This window comes from Cellulosimicrobium cellulans (assembly GCF_001722485.1).
GTDB lineage: Bacteria > Actinomycetota > Actinomycetes > Actinomycetales > Cellulomonadaceae > Cellulosimicrobium > Cellulosimicrobium cellulans_A.
Genome location: NZ_LWGL01000049.1, coordinates 1 through 20,221 on the forward strand (window position 1 = coordinate 1; position 20,221 = coordinate 20,221).

A 20,221-nucleotide genomic window follows, 5' to 3' on the forward strand; every position below is an offset into this window, starting at 1 on the left:
GTCGCCGGTCCCGGCGGGCTCCGCGCCGGCGAGCACGTCGCCCGCGTCGCCGGCCCGTCCGGACCCCTCCGCCGATCCCCCGGACGTGACGGACCCGGACGGGTCGGCAGGCTCGACGCCCTGCGCCGGCGCCTCCGGCTCGTCCGGCCCCGCAGGCTCGGGCTGCCGCTCGGGCTCGGACGGCACCTCGGGACCGGTCGGCGGAGCCGGGTCGGTGGGCACCACGGGCTCGGGAGCAGGCGTGACGGTTGCGGGCGGGGGCGGCGGCGCGGGCGGGGTGGAGCCCTCGGAGCACACCGGCTCCTCCCCTCCCTCGCCGAAGTGCTCGTGGTAGTGGCCCACCTGGACCCACGTGATGCAGTACTCGCTCTCCTCGATGAGGGCGCTCCACGGCAGGTACGACGCGCCGACGTACACGCCCGACGCCTGTCCGTTGACGCTCTCGAAGTGGATCCCGGCGCCGTGCGACGTGCCGCCGGCCGTGTACTGGATGTTGACGTGCCTGCCGTCGGTGAAGGCGTCGCCCTCCGGGAGCTGCAGGCCCGCGGGGAGGACGGCGTAGGGCGTGCTCCGCTCGGGCTCGCTCGCCGTCGCGGGGGACGTGGACAGGACAAGGAGGAGGGCAGCACCGAGTGTTGCCCCCGTCGCCGTGCTCATGGGACGGTGAGGACCTTCCTGGAAAGGGAGGGCCTGCTCGGTTCGCGCTCCGCCAAGAGGGACCGAGCAGGCCGTACGAGAACGGGTGGTCGCCTCACCCTAGGAAGCAACTGGACGGTCGTCCAACTGGCTCGATCGGCCGCCCGCCCGCGTTCTCGCAGGCCAGCGCCACGAGGCGGCGCGCAGGGCACGGTCCGGTTCACCCGGCCTTTCACCCGTGTCGGTGCTCGACCACCCGCTCGCCGCCCACCACGAGGGGCGAGACGGACGTGCGGACCACCTCGGACAGACATGACATCTGTCCCTCCCTGCCGCCGGCGGCCCGTGGTTCGGTGGTGCCATGGCGACTCTCGAGATCGACTCGCTGACCAAGTCCTACGGCGCCGTCCGCGCGCTGCGAGGCACGACGTTCGACGTGCGCGCCGGGGAGATCTTCGGCTTCGTCGGCTCCAACGGCGCCGGGAAGACGACGACCATGCGCATCGTGCTCGGCGTGCTCGCCGCGGACGGCGGCGAGGTCCGCTGGGACGGGCGCCCGATCGGGCCCGACGCCCGGCGGCGCATCGGCTACATGCCCGAGGAGCGCGGCCTGTACCCCCGGATGCGCGTCGCCGACCAGCTGACGTACCTCGCGCGGCTGCACGGGCTCTCCGCCGGGGCCGCGCGCGACGCGATGACGCGCTGGACGGACACCCTCGGGGTCGCCTCGCGCCGCGGCGACGAGGTGCAGAAGCTCTCGCTCGGCAACCAGCAGCGCGTCCAGCTCGCCGCCGCGCTGACCCACGACCCCGACGCGCTGGTCCTCGACGAGCCGTTCTCCGGCCTCGACCCGGTCGCGGTGGACGTCATGAGCGACGTGCTGCGCGACCGCGCCGACGCCGGGGTCCCCGTGGTCTTCTCCTCCCACCAGCTCGACCTCGTCGAGCGGCTGTGCGACCGGGTGGGGATCATCAAGGACGGCGCCATGGTCGCCCTCGGCACGATCGACGAGCTGCGACGGACCGAGACGGAGCGCTGGGTCGTCGACGGCGCACCGGGCGCCTCGTGGATCGGCGCGGTGCCCGGCGCCCGCGCCGTGAGCCTCGAGGACTCGCGCACCGTCGTGGAGCTCGCCCCGGGGCCCCGCCCCGACGGCTCGCCCGGCAGCGAGCCCGGCGGCGAGCAGGCCGTGCTGCGCGCGGCGCTGGCCGCAGGGGCCGTGCGCGAGTTCGCCGTCGTGCGGCCGTCGCTCACGGAGCTGTACCGGGACGTGGTGAGCTCGCCCGCCGCGGACGGGGCCGCGGACCTGACCGAGACGAAGGACGAGGTGCCGGCATGAGCACGACCCGACCGACCGCCGTCGACCAGGGCGCGACGGAGCTCTCGTCCTGGGCGGCGATCCGCCTCGTCGCGGGCCGGGAGATCACGACGCGCGTGCGCTCGAAGTCGTTCGTGTGGCTCACGGTGCTGCTCGTCGCGGCCGTCGTGCTCGGCGGCGTCGTGCTCAACCTCGCGACGTCGTCCGGCCCGACCGCGCAGCGCGTCGGCCTCACCGCGGGCACCGCCACGCTCGCCGAGGCCGTGACGTCCACGGGTGAGGCGCTCGGGACGCCGGTCGAGACCGTCGACGTCGACGACGAGGCCGCCGGCGAGCAGCAGGTGCGCGACGGGGACCTCGACGCGCTCGTCACCGGGACGCCCGAGGACTGGGCCGTCGTCGTCGAGTCCGAGCTCGGCGACGCCCTCACCCCCGTCCTCACGACGCTCGCGCAGCAGACCGCGCTGGCCGGCGCCGTGAGCGAGCTCGGCGGCGACCCGGCCGCGGTGTCGTCCGAGATGGCGACCGCGCAGCCGACGGTCCGCACGATCGGCGAGCCGAGCGAGTTCGAGCCGGCCCGCTACGTCACGGGCCTCGTCACCGGGATCCTGCTGTTCATGGCGATCATGATCAGCGGCCAGCTCATCGCCCAGGGCGTCGTCGAGGAGAAGACGAGCCGCGTCGTCGAGCTGCTGCTCGCGACCGTGCGGCCGTGGCAGCTCATGGCGGGCAAGGTCCTGGGGATCGGCCTCGTCGGGCTCGGGCAGGTCGCGCTCGTCGTCGCGGCGGGCGTCGGGACGGCGCTCGGGTTCGGCCTGGTGGACACGGGCACGATCGACCTCGGCACGGCCGCGGCGTGGGCCCTCGTGTGGTTCGTCGTCGGCTTCGTCAGCTACGCGCTGCTCATGGCGGGTCTCGGGGCGCTCGTCTCGCGCCAGGAGGACGTCGGCGCCGTGACCACGCCCGTCACGTTCCTCATGATCGTGCCGTACATCGTCGGGGTCTCCGTGGCGCCGTGGGCGCCGGACAACCCGCTCGTCGTGTGGCTGTCGTACGTGCCGCTGTGCTCGCCGCTGCTCATGCCGGTGCGGATCGCGCTCGGCAGCGCCGAGACCTGGGAGGCCCTGCTGGCGCTCGGCCTGTCCGTGGCGCTGATCCCGGTGCTCGTGTGGCTCGCCGCGAAGATCTACTCGAACGCGGTGCTGCGCACGGGCGCGCGCGTCAGGCTCGCGGACGCGCTGCGCGCGGGCTGACCGCGCCGGGGCGGCCGCGCGACCCCGTCAAGACTCTTGACGTCGAGACAGTCGAGTACCCTCGCGTCATGGAGCTGCACGACGACGCCGGACGCCCGGCCGAGGGCCCGGACGAGCGACCGGACGAGGTCGACCGCATCGTCGCGGCCTGGCAGCACGAGCGGCCCGACCTCGACCTCGAGCCGCTGACGGTCTTCTCGCGCGTCGACCGGCTCGCGCGCCACCTCGACCGGGCGCGCAGGACGGCGTTCGCGCGCGGGCACCTGGAGACGTGGGAGTTCGACGTGCTCTCCGCGCTGCGCCGGGCCGGCGAGCCGTACCGCCTCTCCCCCGGTGCGCTCGTCACGCAGACCCTCGTCACGAGCGGGACCATGACCAACCGCATCGACCGGCTCGAGTCGCGCGGCCTCGTGGTGCGCCGCCGGTCGCCCGACGACCGTCGCGGCGTCCTCGTCGAGCTCACGCCGGACGGCCTCGAGCGCGTCGACACGGCGATGACCGACCTGCTCGCAGTCGAGTCGCGCATCCTCGACGCGCTCGAGCCGGGGGAACGCCCCGCGCTCGCCGCGCTCCTGCGTACGGTGGTGGGGCAGTTCGACGACTGACCGGGCGCGCCCGCGCGACCGACCCGACGCCCGGAGGCCACCCCGCATGACCGCCCCCCGCCGTCCGAGCCCCTTCCGCGGCGGGATCGACGGCGTGCTCCTCGTCGCGGTGCTGCTCGTGGCCGTCAACCTGCGCGCGCCGCTGACCGCCGTCCCGCCCGTGGTCGCGGACGTCGCGGCCGAGCTCGACCTCACGGCGGCCGCGGCCGGGCTCCTCACCGGGATCCCGGTGCTGTGCTTCGCCCTCGCCACGCCGGCCGTCGCCGGCATCCTCGGCCGCTCGTCGCTGCGCACCGCGATCGCGGTGGCCCTCGCGCTGATCCTCGCGGGGACGGTGGTGCGCTCGCTGGACCTGTCCGGCGTCGCCGCGGTCGGCCACGGCGCCACGTTCGCGGGGACCGTCCTCGTCGGTCTCGGCATCACGACGGCGAACCTCGCCGTCCCGATGATCGCCCAGCGCGACTTCCCCGGGCAAGTGAGCACCGTGACGGGCCTGTACACGGCGGCCATCAACGTCGGCACGGTCGCGACGACCGCGCTCACCGCCCCGCTCGCCGACGCCGTGGGATGGCGCTGGGCGCTCGCGTCGTTGGGCGTGCTCGCCGTCGTCGCGCTGGTGTGGTGGTGGCGCGCCGTCCCGCGGGAACCGGCCATCGCACCGCCCGTCGACCTTGCCCGGACCACCGGGCGCCTCGCGGGCGCCGACGCCCCGGACGCGCTCGCCGAGGGCATGGCCCAGGGCGTGACGGGCACCGAGCCGGAGGCCGCCGCGCGCCGGGAGCGCCACGTCCTCGCGACGCCGTTCACCTGGGCGCTGTGCGCGATGTTCGCGCTGCAGTCGTCGAGCTTCTACGCCCTGACCGCCTGGCTGCCGCTCGTCCTCGAGGACCTCGCGGACATCCCGCGCAGCGCCGCGGGCGGCGCGGCGTCGCTGTTCCAGGGGTTCGCCATCGTCGGCGGGCTCGCGGTGCCGCTCGCCCTCCGGCGGCTGTCGCTGCGCACGACGTTCGCCGGCATCGCCGTGCTGTGGCTCCTGCTGCCGGCCGGGCTGCTCCTGGCGCCCGGGGCGTGGGCCGTCTGGGCGTCGGCCGCGGGCGTCGCCCAGGCGGCGAACTTCGTCGTGGTCTTCACGCTCGTCGCGCAGCGGTTCCCGACGGTGCGCCGCGGGCGCCAGGCGTCCGCCACGGTCCAGTCGGTGGGCTACTGCTTCGCGGCCGTCGCGCCGACGGCGTCCGGCGCGCTCCAGACGGCGACGGGCACGTGGACGGCGCCGGTCGCCGTCGTGCTCGGGGGCCTCGCGGTCATGGCCGTCGTGGGCGTCGTGCTCACGGGTCCCCGGAGGCGCTGACCGAGCGTCAGCCCGCGATCTCCGCCGCCTCCAGCCAGGCCGCCTCGAGCTCGTCCTTCTCGGCCGCGAGCGTCCGCAGCTCGCCGTCGAGCTCCGCCACGGCCGCGAAGTCGGTCGCCCGGGCGGCGATCTTCTCGTGCAGCCGGGCCTCGAGCTCCGCGATCTTGCTCAGGCGCCGCTCGATCCGGTTGATCTCCTTCTTGGCCGCGCGGACCTCGGCCGCGCTCGGCGCGGAGCCGGCGGCCTCCTCGGCCGCCGCGTCGCCGGCCGGGGCGGCGGGCACGCTCACCGCCGCGGGCCGCTCGCCGCTCGCGATCGCCGCCCGTCGCAGCTCGAGGTACTGCTCGACGCCGCCCGGCAGGTCGCGGACCTGGCCGTCGCCGAGCAGCGCGACCTGACGGTCCGCGACTCGCTCGAGCAGGTAGCGGTCGTGCGAGACGACGACGAGCGTCCCGGGCCAGCCGTCGAGCAGGTCCTCGAGCGCGGCGAGCGTGTCGGTGTCGAGGTCGTTCGTCGGCTCGTCGAGGAGCAGCACGTTGGGCTCGGCGACGAGCAGGCGCAGGAGCTGCAGCCGTCGGCGCTCGCCGCCGGACAGGTCGCGCACGAGCGTCTGCGCGCGCTCGCGCGTGAAGCCGAGCCGCTCGACGAGCTGCGACGCGGTGAGCTCCTTGCCGTCCACGACGACCGACCGCTTCTCGTCCTCGATCACCTGGACGACGCGCCGGCCGGCGATGTCGTCGAGCTCGCCGACGTCCTGCGACAGCTCCGCGACGTGCACGGTCTTGCCGCGCTTGACCCGGCCGGAGTCGGGCTCGCGCCGTCCCGCGAGGAGCGCGAGGAGCGTCGTCTTGCCCGCGCCGTTGACGCCGACGACGCCGTACCGGTCCCCCGGCCCGAGACGCCAGGTGACGTCGTCGAGCAGGACGCGCCGCGCGTCGGCCCCGGGTGCCGTGCCGTCCTGCGCCGCCGGCCCGCGGGCGGGGACCGCGACCGTGACGTCCTCGAGGTCGAGGACGTCCTTGCCGAGCCGCTTGGTGGCCGTGCGCGTCAGCTCGAGCGAGTCGCGCGGCGGCGGGACGTCGGCGATGAGCGCGGCCGCGGCGTCGAGCCGGAACTTCGGCTTGCTCGTGCGCGCGGGCGCGCCGCGGCGCAGCCACGCGAGCTCCTTGCGCAGCAGGTTGTCGCGCTTCTCGGCCGCGACGGCGGCCGTGCGGGCCCGCTCGGCACGCGCGAGCACGTACGCCGCGTACCCGCCCTCGTAGCCCTCGACCTGTCCCGAGCCGTCGCCGCGCACCTCCCACATGCGCGAGCACACGGCGTCGAGGAACCACCGGTCGTGCGTCACGACGACGAGCGCACCGCGCGCGCCCGGACGCGCGAAGCGGCCCTGCAGGTGCTCGGCGAGCCACGCGACGCCCTCGACGTCGAGGTGGTTGGTCGGCTCGTCGAGGAACAGCACGTCGTGGTCCGCGACGAGGAGCGCCGCGAGCGCCACGCGGCGCCGCTGCCCGCCGGAGAGCGTGCTCGCGGGCGCGTCGAGGTCGAGGTCGGCGAGCAGGCCGTCGTGGACCGCGCGCACCCCCGCGTCGGACGCCCACGCGTGCGTCGCGGCGTCGCCGTGCACGAGGTCCCGGATCGTCGCGCCCGTGCCGGCGTCGTCGCGCTGGTCAAGCATCCCCGGGCGCAGCCCGCCGACGCGCGTGACCCGTCCGGCGTCGGGCGACTGCGTGCCCGCGAGCAGGCGCAGCAGCGTCGACTTCCCGGCCCCGTTGGGACCGACGATGCCGACGCGGTCGCCGTCGTCGAGGCCGAGGGAGACGTCGTCGAGCAGGGTGCGGGTGCCGACGGTCAGCGAGATGCCGTCCGCGCCGAGGAGGTGAGCCACGCCGTCGAGCCTAGGCGCCGCCCGCCGCGGGCGGGAAACGCGGCCGGTCGGGTCGCCGGTAGGGTCCTGCCGTGCCGCTCTACGACCTGCCGCTCGCCGAGCTCGAGACCTACTCCCCCGCGGTCGAGGAGCCGGACGACCTCGACGCGTTCTGGGCGTCCACGCTCGCCGGGGCGCGGGAGGCGGGCGGCGACCTGGCGCAGGCCGTGCGGGTCGAGCGCGTCGACGCCGGCCTGGACCTCGTCGCCGTCGACGACGTGACGTTCCCGGGGTTCGGCGGGCACCCGGTCCGGGCCTGGCTCGTGCGGCCCGCCGGTGCCGCGCGCGCGGCCGACGCCGGCGAGACCGCTCCCCTGCCGGTCGTCGTCGAGTTCCTCGGCTACGGCGGCGGGCGCGGCCTGCCGCACGAGCGCCTCGCGTGGGCGAGCGCCGGGTTCGCCCACCTCGTCGTCGACACCCGCGGCCAGGGCAGCGGCTGGGGCAGCGGCGGCAGCACGCCGGACCCCGTCGGCGCGGGCCCGGCGACGCCCGGCTTCATGACGCGCGGCATCGAGGACCCGCACGACCACTACTACCGCCGCGTCCTCACCGACGGCGTCCGTGCCGTGGACGCCGTGCGCGCGCTGCCCGGGCTCGACCCCGCGCGCGTCGCGGTCACCGGGATCAGCCAGGGCGGCGGCATCGCGATCGCCGTCGCGGCCCTGGCCGACGGCCCCGTCGCGGCGATGCCCGACGTGCCCTTCCTCTCCCACTACCGCCGCGCGGTCGAGACCACCGACCGCGACCCGTACGGCGAGGTCCGGCGCTACCTCGCGGTGCACCGCGACGCGGAGGAGACGGTGTTCCGCACGCTGTCGTACGTCGACGTGGCTCTCCTCGCCCGGCGCGCCACCGCGCCGGCGCTGTTCTCCGTCGCGCTCATGGACGCCACCTGCCCGCCCTCGACGGTGTACGCCGCGTACAACGCCTGGGGCGCGTCGGCGGCCCCGGCGGACGGCGCTCCCGTCGAGCGGGAGATCGACGTCTACCGCTTCAACGACCACGAGGGCGGGCAGGCGTACCGCTTCCCGCGCCAGCGCGCGTGGCTGCGCGCGCACCTCGGCGCCTGACGGCCGGGGCGCGGCGAGCCTCAGTGCGCGACGACGCGTGCCCCGGCCGCGGGGGCCGTCGTGCACCACACCGTGTCGCACGCGTCGGCGGCGGTCCACGCGGCCGCGATGGTGAGCGCGTGCTGGCGGCTGCGCGCGAGCGCGGCGACGGTCGGTCCGGAGCCGGACACGATCGCCCCGAGCGCGTCGGCCTCGCGCGCGACGGCGAGGGTGCGCTCGAGCTCGGGGCGCAGCGCGAGGGCCGGCGCCTCGAGATCGTTGTGCAGGGCGCGTCCCAGGCCCACCGCGTCGCCGGCCCGCAGCGCCTGCATGAGCGCGGTGTCGTCGCCCAGCCCGGGCTCCGTGCCGCCGACCGTCTCGTCGAACGTGCGGTACACCTCCGGCGTCGACAGGCCCTGCGCCTGCACGGCGAACACCCAGTGGAACTCGCCGCGCGTCATCGCGGACGTGAGCACGTCGCCGCGCCCCGTGCCGACGGCGGTGTGCCCGACCAGCCCGAACGCGACGTCGGCCCCGAGACCGGACGCGATGCGCGCGAGCTCGGCGCGCGGCAGCCCCGTCTCCCACAGCGTGTCGCACGCGACGAGCGTCGCGGCGGCGTCCGCCGACCCGCCCGCCATGCCGCCCGCGACGGGCACGCCCTTGATGACCTGCAGCCGCACGTCCGGGTCGAGGCCGACGTGCCGCGCGAGCGCCTCGGCCGCGCGCCAGGCGAGGTTCGTCGCGTCCGTCGGCACGAGGTCGGACTGCAGGCCCTCGACCGTGAGCGAGATGCCCGAGCCCGGCGGGACCTGGTGGGCGATGACCTCCTCGCTCAGCCCGACCGCCTGGAACACGGTCACGAGCGGGTGGTAGCCGTCGTCCTGCAGCGGCCCGACGCGGAGCGAGAGGTTGACCTTCCCGGGTGCGCGCACCCGCACGAACGGCTCCGGCGCGGCGGCGAGGTGGGAGCTCACGCGTCCACTGTGCCAGGTCGCGCTCCGCGGGCGCGCGGGGAGACGTCCAGGTGCTCGGCGACGCGCGCGAACGCCGCGACGTCGAGCGTCTCGCCCCGGGCCTGCGGGTCCACGCCCGCCGCCTCCAGCGCGGCGGCGGCCGCGGCCGCGGACCCGGCGATCCCGGCGAGAGCGGACCGCAGCATCTTGCGGCGCTGCGCGAACGCGGCGTCGACGACCGCGAACACCTGCTCGCGCGTCGCGGTCGTCACGGGCGGGTCGCGCCGCTCGAGGGCGACGAGCGCCGAGTCGACGTTGGGCACGGGCCAGAACACGGCGCGGCCGATGGTCCCCGCGCGGCGCGCGGAGGCGTACCAGGCGGCCTTGACCGAGGGCACGCCGTAGGTGCGGCTGCCCGGCTCGGCGGCGAGCCGGTCGGCGACCTCGGCCTGGACCATGACGAGGACCCGCTCGAGCGAGTCGAAGCGCTCGAGGAACGTCAGGAGGACGGGCACCGCGACGTTGTACGGCAGGTTCGCGACGAGCGCGGTGGGCGGCTCGCCCGGCAGCGACGTCACCTCGAGCGCGTCGGCGCCGACGACCTCGAGCCGGTCGCCGAGGTCCGGGACGTGCTCGGCGACCGTCGTCGGGAGCCGGCGTGCCAGGACGGGGTCGATCTCGACCGCGACGACGCTCGCGCCCGCCTCGAGCAGGCCGAGCGTGAGGGAGCCGAGGCCGGGACCGACCTCGACGACACGCTGCCCGGGCTGCACGTCGGCGGCGCGCACGATCTTGCGGACGGTGCCGCCGTCGTGCACGAAGTTCTGCCCGAGCGTCTTCGTCGGGCGCACGCCGAGGCGCCCTGCCAGGTCGCGGATCTCGGCCGGACCCAGCAGGGCGCCTCGGGTGTCGTTCATGGGGGAAGAGCCTACCGACTCCCCCTCCCCGGTCGGCTCAGAGCAGACCGAGCTTGCGGGCGCACGCGGGCCACTGGCCCCAGCCCGACTGGGCCTGGAGCGCCTGGGCGCGCTGCGTCTGCTCGGCCGCGGAGGCCTCGGACGGGAGGCCGCTGCCGCCCATCGCGCGCCACGTCGGCAGCGAGAACTGGTACAGGCCGTAGTAGCCGTTGCCCGTGTTCGTCGCGGGGTTGCCGCCGGACTCGCACTGCGCGAGCTGGGCCCACACGCCGGGAGGCGCCGAGCCGAGGTCCGCCGGGGCGGGGGCGGGAGCGGACGCGCCGCTCGACGAGCCGGACGAGGACGACGAGCGCGGCTGCGCCGCGGGGGCCGGCTCGGGCTCGGGCTCCGGACGCTCCTTGGTGCCCTGCACGAGGATCTTCGGCACCGGCGGCGTCGTGACGCCGTCGGAGACGAGCTCGCGGGACTCCTCCACGCCGTCCACGGTCGTGACGCGGTGGACCGTCGTGTGGACGCCCTCGACGCCCTCCTGCTTGACGACCTGCTCGAGGTCCTCGAAGCGCTCCGGGTCCTCCTCGGTGACGGTCTCGAACGGCACCGGCGCGGTCGTCGGCACCTCCTCGACCTTCACGCGCTGGACGACGAGCGAGACCTCGGCCTCGTCCGCCTCGTCGGCCGAGCCGGCCTCGGAGCCCGCCGCGGCGTCGGCCGGCGCGGCCTCGTCGGTCTTGGCGACGTGCACGCGGTCGAGCTCGCCGAGCTCCACGCCCTGCTGGTCGAGGATCGCGTCGATGCCGATGCTGCCGTCGGGCGCGACCTGCGTCTCGCCGTCGGCCACGACGTTCACGGGGCCGTCCGCGTCGAGGCGGATCGGCAGGGAGGCGCGCTCGCCGGAGCGCGACGCCACGAGGCGCACGTCGCTGCCGCGCGAGGCGAGGGTCGTCAGGGCCTCCTCCGCGTCGAGCGCGGTGAGCCAGACGGAGGACTGCGAGCCGTCGACCTGCACGGGCACCTCGCGCCCGAAGCGCACGACGACGTCGCTCCCGCCGCGCAGCGCGGCGTCGACGTCGGGGACGACCTGGTCGCGCTCGCCCACGTCCACGCCCTGCTCCTCGAGCAGGCCGTCGACGGACCCGGCGAAGGTCGTGACGGTGGTGATCTGGCCGTCGACGTCGAGCTCGACGGTCTTGCGCGCGCTGCCGTAGGCGACGGCACCGGTCGCGAGGAGGACGACGGCGGTCGAGCCGGCCACGAGGGGCCAGCGGCGGCGACGGTGCGCCGTCGTGGTGGCCGCGGGGCTCGTGGGGCCCTCGGCGGCGGGGTCGGTGAGATGGAGGTTCTGGGTGGTGGCGTCGCTCTCGGGCGCGCCGGCCGCGTGCGCGGTCCGGTGGAAGGGGTTCTTCACTCGGGTCCAGTCGTCGTGCTTCCCGGGCACGGCGGCCCGACGGCGCAGGGTTTGCGCCCCCGTGCCGCGCACCGAGGTGCACGACGCGGGTTCGAGCGGCCGATCCGGCTGCCGGCGCCTCCGCGACACCCCTTCCCCAGGGCCCGACGGTGACGCGTCGCCCGTGCGGAGAGGGACCGACGAGGCCCTCGAGGAGGGCTCGCGACGGCACCGTCCGCGCACCAGCGACGTTCGACCGTAACCGATCCGTTATCGAAGACCAACCGTGGCGACGCTACGATGGGCGGTTCTGTCCGCTTTTCGGCGCGAATGTCGTGCCGCTCTCCACGGCCTCTTCACCCTCGCGCACCTCGCCCGACGCCCGCGCCGCGCGCCCCGCCGCACGGGCGAGGGCCGCGCGCAGCGCGGGCGGGTCGAGCACCGTCAGCTCCACCTCCAGGCTGAGCAGGAAACCGGCGAGGTTCGCGAGCGAGGACCCTCCCGTCTCCAGCACGCACGCGTCCGGGCCGTCGTCCGTGAGCACCCCGGCCGCGGGGGTCAGGCGGACCGCCATCGTGGCCGCGGGAGCGTGCAGGCGCACGCGCGCGGGCTGGTCCCACACCACGGAGCCGACGCCGCGCAGGACGTGGGCGACCGCGTCGCCGCCCGGCACCTCGCGCGGGACGAACCGCGGCCCGCCGGGCGTGCGCAGCCGCAGCCGGTCCACCCGGAACGTGCGCCAGTCGTCGCGCCCGGTGTCGAAGCCGAGCAGGTACCACCGCCGCCCGACGTGGACGAGACGGTGGGGCTCCACGGCACGCAGGTCCGTGCGGCCGTCGTGCGTGCGGTACTCGAGCCGGAGACCGGCCCGGTCGCGCACCGCCGTCGCGACGTCCGCGAGCACCTGCGGGTCGACCGTCGGTCCGCCGGCCGGGACGCTCACGACCGCGGTGCGGAGCGCGTCGGCGCGGGCGCGCAGCCTCGCGGGCAGGACGGCGTCGAGCTTGGTCAGCGCGCGCAGCGCCGCCTCCTCCGCGCCCGCGACGGTGCCGCCGGTCGCCGCGCGCAGCGACAGCGCGACGGCGGTCGCCTCGTCGTCGTCGAGCAGCAGGGGCGGCAGCGCGGACCCGGCGCCCAGCCGGTATCCCCCGGCGACGCCGGGCGCCGACAGCACCTGGTACCCGAGGAGCCGCAGGCGCTCGACGTCGTTGCGCACCGTGCGGGTCGTCACGCCGAGCCGGTCCGCGAGCTCGGGCCCGGACCACGACGCGCGCGCCGGCAGCAGGGCGAGCAGCCGCAGGAGACGCACCGACGTGTCGAGCACGCTCCCAGTCTTCACCCGCCGGGCCGCCCCGCGGAACCGCACGTTCCGCGATCGCTCGTAGCGTCGAGGAGGACGGCCCGGTGAGGGCCGCCGCCGCCCGGGCACCGCACCCGGCGGCCGACGACGGACGGGAGGGACGACCATGCTGCGAGGGATGGCGACGCTGAACCTGTGGGCCGACGACCTGGAGGCCGCCGCGGCCTGGTACACGAGGGTGCTGGGCGTCGAGCCCTACTACGTGGTGCCGGGCGGGTACGTGGAGTTCCGCGTCGGGGACCGCCTGGACGAGCTGGGGATCGTCGCGCGGGCGTGGTCGCCGCACCCGCAGCCCGACGTCCCGGGCGGGGCGATCGCGAACTGGCACGTCGACGACGTCCGAGCCGCGTTCGCCCGGCTGCTCGAGCTCGGCGCGACCGAGTACGAGGGCGTCGTCGAGCGCGGTCACGGCGAGGGGTTCGTCACCGCGTCCGTCGTCGACCCGTTCGGCAACGTCCTCGGGATCATGGAGAACCCGCACTACCTCGAGATGCTCGACCGCGGTCCGCGCTGAGGCGCGTCGCGGGGCGCCGCCGGGACCCCGGTCGGTGTCGGTTCAGTACCAGCCCTTGGCCACCGAGTGCGACCACGCCGAGCACGGCGTGCCGTAGCGGCCCTCGATGTAGCCGAGGCCCCACGTGATCTGCGTGGCCGGGTTCGTGCGCCAGTCCGCGCCGACGCTCGCCATCTTCGAGCCCGGCAGCGCCTGCGGGATCCCGTACGCGCTCGACGACGGGTTGTCCGCGTCCACGCGCCAGTTCGACTCCTTGGTCCACAGCCTGTCGAGGCACGCGAACTGGTCGTCGCCCCAGCCGCGCTGGGCGGCGAGGGAGCGCCCGACGGCGCGCGCCGAGCCGGGGTCCACGGCCACCGACACGTCCATCGTGCCGATCGTGATGATCTCGTCGCGCGGCTCGGCCGTCACCGTGCGCGTGAGCACCGTGCGGGACACCTCCGCGCCGCCGAGCGTCTGCACCGCGTACGTCGTGACCGCCTCGCCCACGCGGCCCGACTGCGTGACGACGCGGTGGCCCTCGGGCAGGTTCGGGTCCTCGACCTCCTGGGTCGCGAACGGCAGCACCTCCGTGACCGTCGCCGACGTCGACGCCGCGCGGCTCACGAGGACGAGCATCTCGTCGACCGCCGCGGCGTCGAGGGGCACGGAGGTGTCGTCCTCCTCGCCGAGCACGATCCCGGCGGCCTGCAGCACGCCGCGGACCGTGGACTCCGACGTCGTGATGGGCAGCACCGCGCCGTCCACCGCGACGTGCACGGTCTTCAGCGTGGAGACGCGGACCGGCTCGCGCCCGAGCGCGGCGGAGCGCGACACGTTCGTCACGGCACCCTCGGCGCGCGGGCCGAGGGACGCGAGGAGCTCGCCGACCGTCCGGGCCGTCGTCGCGACCGTCTGCTCCTGGCCGTCGATCTCCACGACGAGCTCGCGGCTCGTGCGCACGAGGATCGTGCCGCCGTCGGGCGCGGCCTCGGCCAGGCCCGGCTCGACGAGGTCCTCCGGCGCGACGGCGACGTCCTGGTAGTCGAGGACCTCGGCCACCGTGCGGCCGTAGGCGGACACGTCGTGCAGCGTGCCGTCGACGTCGAGCGTCACGCTCTTGTGCAGCGACGCGAAGGCGCCCGTCGTCCCCACGATCCCGACGACGACGACCCCCTGGGCCACGAGCCGCAGCGCGCGGCGACGCCTCGTCCCGTCAGGTGCGAGCACGCGTGTCGTCCCTCCTGGGCGGGCGGATCGGCGCCCGGAGAGCACCGGGCGCGACGTCGAGGTCGGCGCCGGCCTGCGGCGCACGGACCTGACCGTAGCGGAACGGCGAACCCGGACGAAAGCACCGCACCGCCCTGCGCGCCGAGTTCACCATGTGCCGTAGACCTCGACGGACGTCGCCGCGACCCGCTCGCAGACCACCTCGAGCGGCGTGCCGGTCACCTCCGCGACCGTCCGGACCGTCGACGGCAGCACGTACGGCGCGTTTGGGCGGCCGCGGTACGGGTGCGGCGTGAGGTAGGGCGCGTCCGTCTCGACGAGCACCTGGCCGAGCGGCACCTCGCGCAGCGCGGCGCGCAGCTCGTCGTTCGCCCGGAACGTCACCGGGCCGGCGAACGACAGGTACCAGCCCTGCGCGGCGCAGAACCGCGCCATCTCCGCGTCGCCGGAGTAGCAGTGGAACACCGTCCGCTCGGGCGCGCCGTCGCGCGCGAGCACGTCGAGGACCTCCGCGTGCGCGTCGCGGTCGTGGATCTGCAGCGCGAGCCCGAGCTCCTTCGCGAGCGCGACGTGCGCGCGGAACGACGCGCGCTGGACCTCCGCGCCCTGCGGACCCGTGCGGAACAGGTCCATGCCCGTCTCCCCCACCGCGCGCACGCGGTCGTTGCCGCGCGCGACGGCCGCGACCTCGGCGACCGCGTCGTCGAGCGAGACGGCGTGGTGCTCCCGCGGGTCCGGCTCGAGCCCGTCCGGGCCGACCTCCCGCACGCCGCCGTGCAGCACGGCCTCGTTCGGGTGGACCGCGACGGCGCCGAGCAGCCGGCCCAGCGCGGCGTCGTCCGCCCGCTGCCCGCCCCACGCCGCGGCCTCACCACGCAGCAGCGCGTCGGTCCAGCGCACGGCCGGCAGGTCGCACCCCACCTGGACCACGCGGTCCACCCCGACGGCGGCCGCGCGCTCCAGGTGCTCGGCGACCGTCGGGACGGGCTCGTCGTCGGGCAGGACGTGGGCGATCGAGTCCAGGTGCGTGTGGTTGTCGACGACCGGGCGGGGAAGCGGCTCCGGGTCCGGCGGCCACCCGCGCTCGCGCTGCTTCGCCACCGGTCAGGCCGACTCGCGCAGGCGGTCGAGCTCCTCCTCGACGATCGCGTCGTCGAGCTTCGTGAAGACCGGCGTCGGCTTCGCCACGGGCGTCCCCGGCACGACCGGACGCGGCTCCCACGCCGGGACGCCGTCCGCGCGGTAGTCGCCCGTGATGACCGGGTAGTGGCGCGAGTCGTCGTCGAGGTCCGTGACCTCCTCGATGCGCGGCTGCGGCGCGAACGTGCCCGTGCCGCCGAACGCCTCGTGGACCTGCTGCGCCGAGTGCGGCAGGAACGGCGACAGGATCGTGTTGAGGTCGCTCACGGCCTGCGTGACCGTGTGCAGCACCGTCGCGAGGCGGTCCGGGTCCGTCTTGAGCTTCCACGGCTCCGTGTCGGACACGTACTTGTTCACCTCGCCGACCGTCTTCATCGCCTCCGCGACCGCGGCGCGCTGGCGGTGCGTCGCGATGAGCTCGCCCACGCGCCCGAACGCCGTCGTCGTCGTCGCGAGCACGCCCTCGTCGATCGGCTGACGCTCCGTCGGCGCCGGGATCGCGCCGAAGTTCTTGTGCACGAGGTTCGCCGTGCGGTTCACGAGGTTGCCCCAGCCCGCGACGAGCTCGTCGTTCGTGCGCCGCTGGAAGTCGGCCCACGTGAAGTCGACGTCCTGGTTCTCCGGGCCCGCCGACGCGACGTAGTAGCGGAACGCGTCCGGCTGGTAGCGCGCGAGCATGTCGCGCACGTAGATGACGACGCCCCGCGACGAGGAGAACTTCTGCCCCTCGACGTTGAGGAACTCGCTCGACACGACCTCCGTCGGCAGCAGCAGGTTCCCGTACCGGCCCGGCTCCCCGCCCCTGCTCCCGCGGCCGTCGTAGCCGAGCAGCTCCGCCGGCCAGATCTGGGAGTGGAACGTGATGTTGTCCTTGCCCATGAAGTAGTACGACGCCGGGGCCGGCTGCCCGTCCTGCGCCGTCCACCACGCGCGCCACGCCTCCGGGTCGCCCGAGCGCCGCGCCCACTCGACCGACGCCGACAGGTAGCCGATCACCGCGTCGAACCACACGTACAGGCGCTTGCTCGAGTTCTCCTCCCACCCGGGCAGCGGGACCGGGATGCCCCAGTCGATGTCGCGCGTCATCGCGCGCGGACGCACGTCGTCCAGCAGGTTCAGCGAGAACTTCAGCACGTTCGGGCGCCACGCGGTGCGCGTGCGCAGCCAGTCCCCCAGCGCGTCGACGAACGCCGGCAGGTCCAGGAAGAAGTGGTTCGACTCGACGAACTTCGGCGTCTCGCCGTTGATGCGGCTCTTCGGGTTGATCAGGTCGATCGCATCCAGCTGGTTGCCGCAGTTGTCGCACTGGTCGCCGCGCGCGCCGTCGTACCCGCAGATCGGGCACGTGCCCTCGATGTAGCGGTCCGGCAGCGTGCGGCCCGTCGACGGCGAGATCGCGCCCATGGTCGTCTGCTCGACCATGTACCCGTTCTTGTGCACCGTGCGGAACATCTCCTGCACCACGGCGTAGTGGTTGCGCGTCGTCGTCCGCGTGAACAGGTCGTACGACAGGCCCAGCTGCTGCAGGTCCTCGACGATCACCCGGTTGTACCGGTCCGCCAGCTCCTGCGGGCTCACGCCCTCCTTGTCCGCCTGCACGAGGATCGGCGTCCCGTGCTCGTCCGTGCCCGACACCATCAGCACGTCGTGACCCGCCATCCGCATGTGCCGGCTGAAGACGTCCGACGGGACACCGAAACCTGCGACGTGACCGATGTGGCGCGGGCCGTTCGCGTACGGCCACGCCACGGCCGAGAGGATGTGGGTCATGGGGCCCGATCCTAGTCGGCCGCCGTCCCGGGCCGTCGTGCGTCTCGCCGTCGGTCCGCACGCGTCCGTCACCTCCGGCCGGGATGGGGTGGGGGGTCGCGGGTCTACCATCCGCCGCTCGTGCCTCGCGGCTCCCGCCAGGCCCCCCACGACCCGCGACACCCCACCCCACCCCGTCCTCGGAGGTCGGGTCGCCTGGTGCGGTCGCTCCGGTACGACGACGGGCCCGCGTCCTCCGCAGAGGACACGGGCCCGTCGTGACGCCGGTCGGCTCAGTACCAGTTGTTGGCCTGCGAGTGGCTCCAGGCGCTGCACGGGGTGCCGTAGGAGCCGGCGATGTAGTCCAGGCCCCACGCGATCTGGGTCGCGGGGTTGGTGGCCCAGTCGGCGCCCTTGCTCGCCATCTTGGAGCCGGGGAGGGACTGCGGGATGCCGTAGGCGCTCGACGTCGGGTTGTCCGCGTTCACGCGCCAGTTGGACTCCTTGGTCCACAGCTTGTCGAGGCACGCGAACTGGTCGCCGCCCCAGCCGCGCTCGGCGGCCATGAGGCGGCCGAGCTCGCGCGGGTCCTTCGGGCGCTCCTTGGTGCCCTTGACGACGACGTGGTCGACGGGCGCGGTGGTGACGTCCTCGGACACGACCTTCCGCGACTCCTCGACGCCGTCGACGAGCGTGACCTCGGAGACGGTGGTGGTGACGCCGTCGGCGCCCTGCTGCTCGACGACGACGGGGTCGTCGGCGTAGCGGTTGCCGTCGGTCTTCTCGACGGTGGCGTGCGGGACGGGGGCCGTCGTCTCCTGGCGCTCGACGGTCACGCGCTGCACGACCAGCGAGACGGCCGGGTCGGCGGCCTCGTCGCGTCGGACGCTCACGCGGTCGAGCTCGCCGAGCTCGATGCCGCGGTCGGCGAGGAGGCGCTCGACGCCGACGCTGCCGTCGGGCGCGACGGTCGTCCGGCCGTCGGCGACGACGTTGACGGGGCCGTCCGCGTCGAGCTGGAGGTCGAGCGACGCGCGCTCGCCGGAGCGGGACGCGACGAGCCGCACGTCGCCGCCGCGCTCGGCGAGGGTCTGCAGGGCCTCGTCCGCGTCGAGCGCGGTGAGCCAGACGTCGTTCTGCTCGCCGTCGGTCTGGACGGTGACCTCCTTGCCGAGGCGCACGACGACGTCCGCGCCCTCGCGCAGGGCGGCGTCGGGCTCGGGGGCGACGAGGTCGCGGTCGTCGATCTCGACGCCGGCGGCGTCGAGCGCGCCCTGCACGGAGCCGGCGGTCGTGGTGACGGTGGTGACAGTGCCGTCGACGTCGAGCGTGACGGTCTTGCGGGCCTCGCCGTAGGTGACGGCGCCGGTCCCGGCGACGGCGGCGAGGGTCGCGGCGGCCACGAGCGCCGTACGGCGGCGGCGGGTGCGCCGCCCGGCGCGGGCCGCCGCACGGGTCTGTCCCGTCGCGGTGTCGGTGGTCTCGAGGGTGGTGGCGTCGGTGGCGTTCTCGACAGGGTTCCCGGCCGCGCGCGCGGCCGTGCGGAAGATGTTGCGCACAGTGGTCCAAGTCGTTCGGGGGTTCCCGGCACGGGGTCGACGGCGCGCGTGCACCGGGCGCCGGCTTCTGGGCGCTCTGCTCGACCGGCCGATCCGGCGGTCCGCGGCGCCTGTCCCACCGCCCCACGGGCTGAGCCCGGGCGGACGTGGCGCCTCGTCTCGGGCGGGGGGAGCGACACCCGACTCAGGATGGTCGCCGCGCGAGACACTCGACCGTAACCGATTCGTTATCGAGGTCCAAACGCAGGCGGCGCGGTCGGTCGCCCCTCACCGTGTGCCCGGCCGGGCCCGCGGAGGGCCGCGTCGCGGGTGCCGTCAGCCCGCGGGGGTGACGGTGACGCGCAGCAGCCGGTCGTCGCCCTCGCGCGGGTCGCCGCGCCCGTCCGTGTTGTTGGTCAGCACGAACAGCACCGCGCTCCCGTCCTCGCCCGGCGCCGTGGCGGGGTCCACCAGCACCGCGCGCAGGCGACCGTGGTCCGGGAGGAGGCGCTGCGGCGCGCCGAACGCGTCGGGCGACGTCCCGCCGTCGGCTGTGACGAACGGCACCCGCCACAGCGCCTCGCCACGCAGCCCGGCGAGGTACGCGCCCTCGCGCGTCACCGCGAGCCCGCTCGGCGACGCGTCGTCCGTCGCCCACGTGGCCACGGGGTCGACGAACCCCTCCTCCGCGCCGCCCGCGCCCTCGACGTCGGGCCACCCGTAGTTGCCGCCGGGCACGACGACGTTGAGCTCGTCGACCGTGTTCTGCCCGAACTCGCTCGCGAGCATGCGGCCGGTCACGTCCCACCCGAGCCCCTGCACGTTGCGGTGCCCGAGGCTCCACACGGGCGACGCGGGGTCCGGGTTGCCCGGCGCGGGCGCACCGTCGACGGTGACGCGCAGGATCTTGCCCGCGAGCGACGCCGGGTCCTGCGACGCGCCCTCCTGCTGCGCGTCGCCCGTCGTCACGTACAGGTACCCGTCCGGGCCGAACGCGAGGCGTCCGCCGTCGTGGTTGCTCGCCGCCGGGATGCCCTCGACCACGGGCGTCAGCGCGGACAGCTCGCGGCCCGTGAGCGTGCCGCGCAGCACCTCGTTGCCGTCCGGTGCCGTGCGGTAGACGAAGACCTCGCCGGGCGCGTCGCCCTCGGGCGGCCCGACCGCGACGCCCAGGAGCCCCGCCTCGCCGCCCGTGACGGTCCCGTCGCGCAGGTCGTCGGCGCCCGGCCCGCCCACCGGCTCGACCGCTCCGGTGGCGGGGTCGACGACGACGAGCCCGCGCGCGTCGCGCAGCGACACGAGCAGCGTGCCGTCGGGCAGC

Annotated in this window: 16 protein-coding genes and 1 pseudogene; 6 read left to right on the forward strand and 11 right to left on the reverse strand. The window is 75.5% G+C overall.

Features of this window, described 5'->3' with window-relative positions:
* Nucleotides 1-657, reverse strand: a pseudogene (locus tag JZ5iCDA_RS07800) (hypothetical protein); the annotation flags it as partial.
* A gap of 340 nt (nucleotides 658-997) precedes the next feature.
* Between JZ5iCDA_RS07800 and JZ5iCDA_RS07805 the strand changes: the two are divergent.
* From JZ5iCDA_RS07805 to JZ5iCDA_RS07820, 4 genes are all read left to right on the forward strand, one after another.
* A complete protein-coding gene (locus tag JZ5iCDA_RS07805; protein WP_069386660.1) occupies nucleotides 998-1,975 on the forward strand; it encodes an ABC transporter ATP-binding protein in 978 nt (325 codons plus the stop codon).
* A complete protein-coding gene (locus tag JZ5iCDA_RS07810; protein ID WP_083259782.1) occupies nucleotides 1,972-3,207 on the forward strand; it encodes an ABC transporter permease in 1,236 nt (411 codons plus the stop codon). The genes JZ5iCDA_RS07805 and JZ5iCDA_RS07810 overlap by 4 nt, the downstream gene beginning before the upstream one ends.
* A gap of 68 nt (nucleotides 3,208-3,275) precedes the next feature.
* Nucleotides 3,276-3,812 carry a MarR family winged helix-turn-helix transcriptional regulator gene (locus tag JZ5iCDA_RS07815; RefSeq protein WP_069386661.1) on the forward strand — a complete coding sequence of 179 codons (537 nt, stop codon included), beginning with the start codon at nucleotides 3,276-3,278 and terminating at the stop codon, nucleotides 3,810-3,812.
* Nucleotides 3,813-3,858: 46 nt separating this feature from the next.
* On the forward strand, nucleotides 3,859-5,160 hold the full coding sequence (locus tag JZ5iCDA_RS07820) for an MFS transporter (protein WP_069386662.1): 1,302 nt from the start codon (nucleotides 3,859-3,861) through the stop codon (nucleotides 5,158-5,160).
* A 7-nt stretch (nucleotides 5,161-5,167) separates the two neighbouring features.
* On the opposite strand, the gene JZ5iCDA_RS07825 is transcribed toward JZ5iCDA_RS07820, so the two are convergent.
* Nucleotides 5,168-7,045 (reverse strand): ABC-F family ATP-binding cassette domain-containing protein, encoded by a 1,878-nt coding sequence (locus tag JZ5iCDA_RS07825; RefSeq protein WP_069386663.1) that lies wholly within the window; start codon nucleotides 7,043-7,045, stop codon nucleotides 5,168-5,170.
* A 71-nt stretch (nucleotides 7,046-7,116) separates the two neighbouring features.
* Between JZ5iCDA_RS07825 and JZ5iCDA_RS07830 the strand changes: the two genes are divergently transcribed.
* Complete coding sequence (locus JZ5iCDA_RS07830; protein WP_069386664.1) at nucleotides 7,117-8,154, forward strand: acetylxylan esterase; 1,038 nt, start codon at nucleotides 7,117-7,119, stop codon at nucleotides 8,152-8,154.
* Between the two features lie 20 nt (nucleotides 8,155-8,174).
* Here the strand turns inward: JZ5iCDA_RS07830 and JZ5iCDA_RS07835 are convergent, their stop codons facing one another.
* The 4 genes from JZ5iCDA_RS07835 to JZ5iCDA_RS07850 all read right to left on the reverse strand — a co-directional run bounded on the left by JZ5iCDA_RS07835 (nucleotide 8,175) and on the right by JZ5iCDA_RS07850 (nucleotide 12,714).
* Entirely contained in the window at nucleotides 8,175-9,110 is a 936-nt protein-coding gene (locus JZ5iCDA_RS07835) for a 4-(cytidine 5'-diphospho)-2-C-methyl-D-erythritol kinase (RefSeq protein WP_069386665.1), read from the reverse strand.
* The gene (gene rsmA, locus JZ5iCDA_RS07840; RefSeq protein ID WP_069386666.1) at nucleotides 9,107-10,006 is read right to left on the reverse strand and encodes a 16S rRNA (adenine(1518)-N(6)/adenine(1519)-N(6))-dimethyltransferase RsmA; all 900 of its coding nucleotides are present in this window, start codon (nucleotides 10,004-10,006) and stop codon (nucleotides 9,107-9,109) included. The genes JZ5iCDA_RS07835 and rsmA overlap by 4 nt, the downstream gene beginning before the upstream one ends.
* A 37-nt stretch (nucleotides 10,007-10,043) precedes the next feature.
* A complete protein-coding gene (locus tag JZ5iCDA_RS19925; RefSeq protein WP_069386667.1) occupies nucleotides 10,044-11,441 on the reverse strand; it encodes a resuscitation-promoting factor in 1,398 nt (465 codons plus the stop codon).
* Nucleotides 11,442-11,685: 244 nt separating this feature from the next.
* Complete coding sequence (locus tag JZ5iCDA_RS07850; RefSeq protein WP_083259785.1) at nucleotides 11,686-12,714, reverse strand: helix-turn-helix transcriptional regulator; 1,029 nt, start codon at nucleotides 12,712-12,714, stop codon at nucleotides 11,686-11,688.
* A 154-nt stretch (nucleotides 12,715-12,868) separates the two neighbouring features.
* Here JZ5iCDA_RS07850 and JZ5iCDA_RS07855 point away from each other — a divergent pair, with 154 nt between their 5' ends.
* Complete coding sequence (locus tag JZ5iCDA_RS07855) at nucleotides 12,869-13,264, forward strand: VOC family protein (protein WP_253182006.1); 396 nt, start codon at nucleotides 12,869-12,871, stop codon at nucleotides 13,262-13,264.
* A gap of 42 nt (nucleotides 13,265-13,306) precedes the next feature.
* On the opposite strand, the gene JZ5iCDA_RS07860 is transcribed toward JZ5iCDA_RS07855, so the two are convergent.
* The 5 genes from JZ5iCDA_RS07860 to JZ5iCDA_RS07880 all read right to left on the reverse strand — a co-directional run.
* The gene (locus JZ5iCDA_RS07860; protein WP_069386670.1) at nucleotides 13,307-14,473 is read right to left on the reverse strand and encodes a ubiquitin-like domain-containing protein; all 1,167 of its coding nucleotides are present in this window, start codon (nucleotides 14,471-14,473) and stop codon (nucleotides 13,307-13,309) included.
* Between the two features lie 147 nt (nucleotides 14,474-14,620).
* Complete coding sequence (locus JZ5iCDA_RS07865; protein WP_069386671.1) at nucleotides 14,621-15,574, reverse strand: TatD family hydrolase; 954 nt, start codon at nucleotides 15,572-15,574, stop codon at nucleotides 14,621-14,623.
* Nucleotides 15,575-15,577: 3 nt separating this feature from the next.
* A complete protein-coding gene (gene metG, locus JZ5iCDA_RS07870; RefSeq protein WP_069386672.1) occupies nucleotides 15,578-17,383 on the reverse strand; it encodes a methionine--tRNA ligase in 1,806 nt (601 codons plus the stop codon).
* 272 nt (nucleotides 17,384-17,655) lie between these two features.
* Complete coding sequence (locus tag JZ5iCDA_RS07875; RefSeq protein ID WP_139123019.1) at nucleotides 17,656-18,921, reverse strand: ubiquitin-like domain-containing protein; 1,266 nt, start codon at nucleotides 18,919-18,921, stop codon at nucleotides 17,656-17,658.
* Nucleotides 18,922-19,236: 315 nt separating this feature from the next.
* Nucleotides 19,237-20,221 (reverse strand): PQQ-dependent sugar dehydrogenase (locus JZ5iCDA_RS07880; RefSeq protein ID WP_069386673.1); only part of this gene is annotated, 985 nt, incomplete at its 5' end.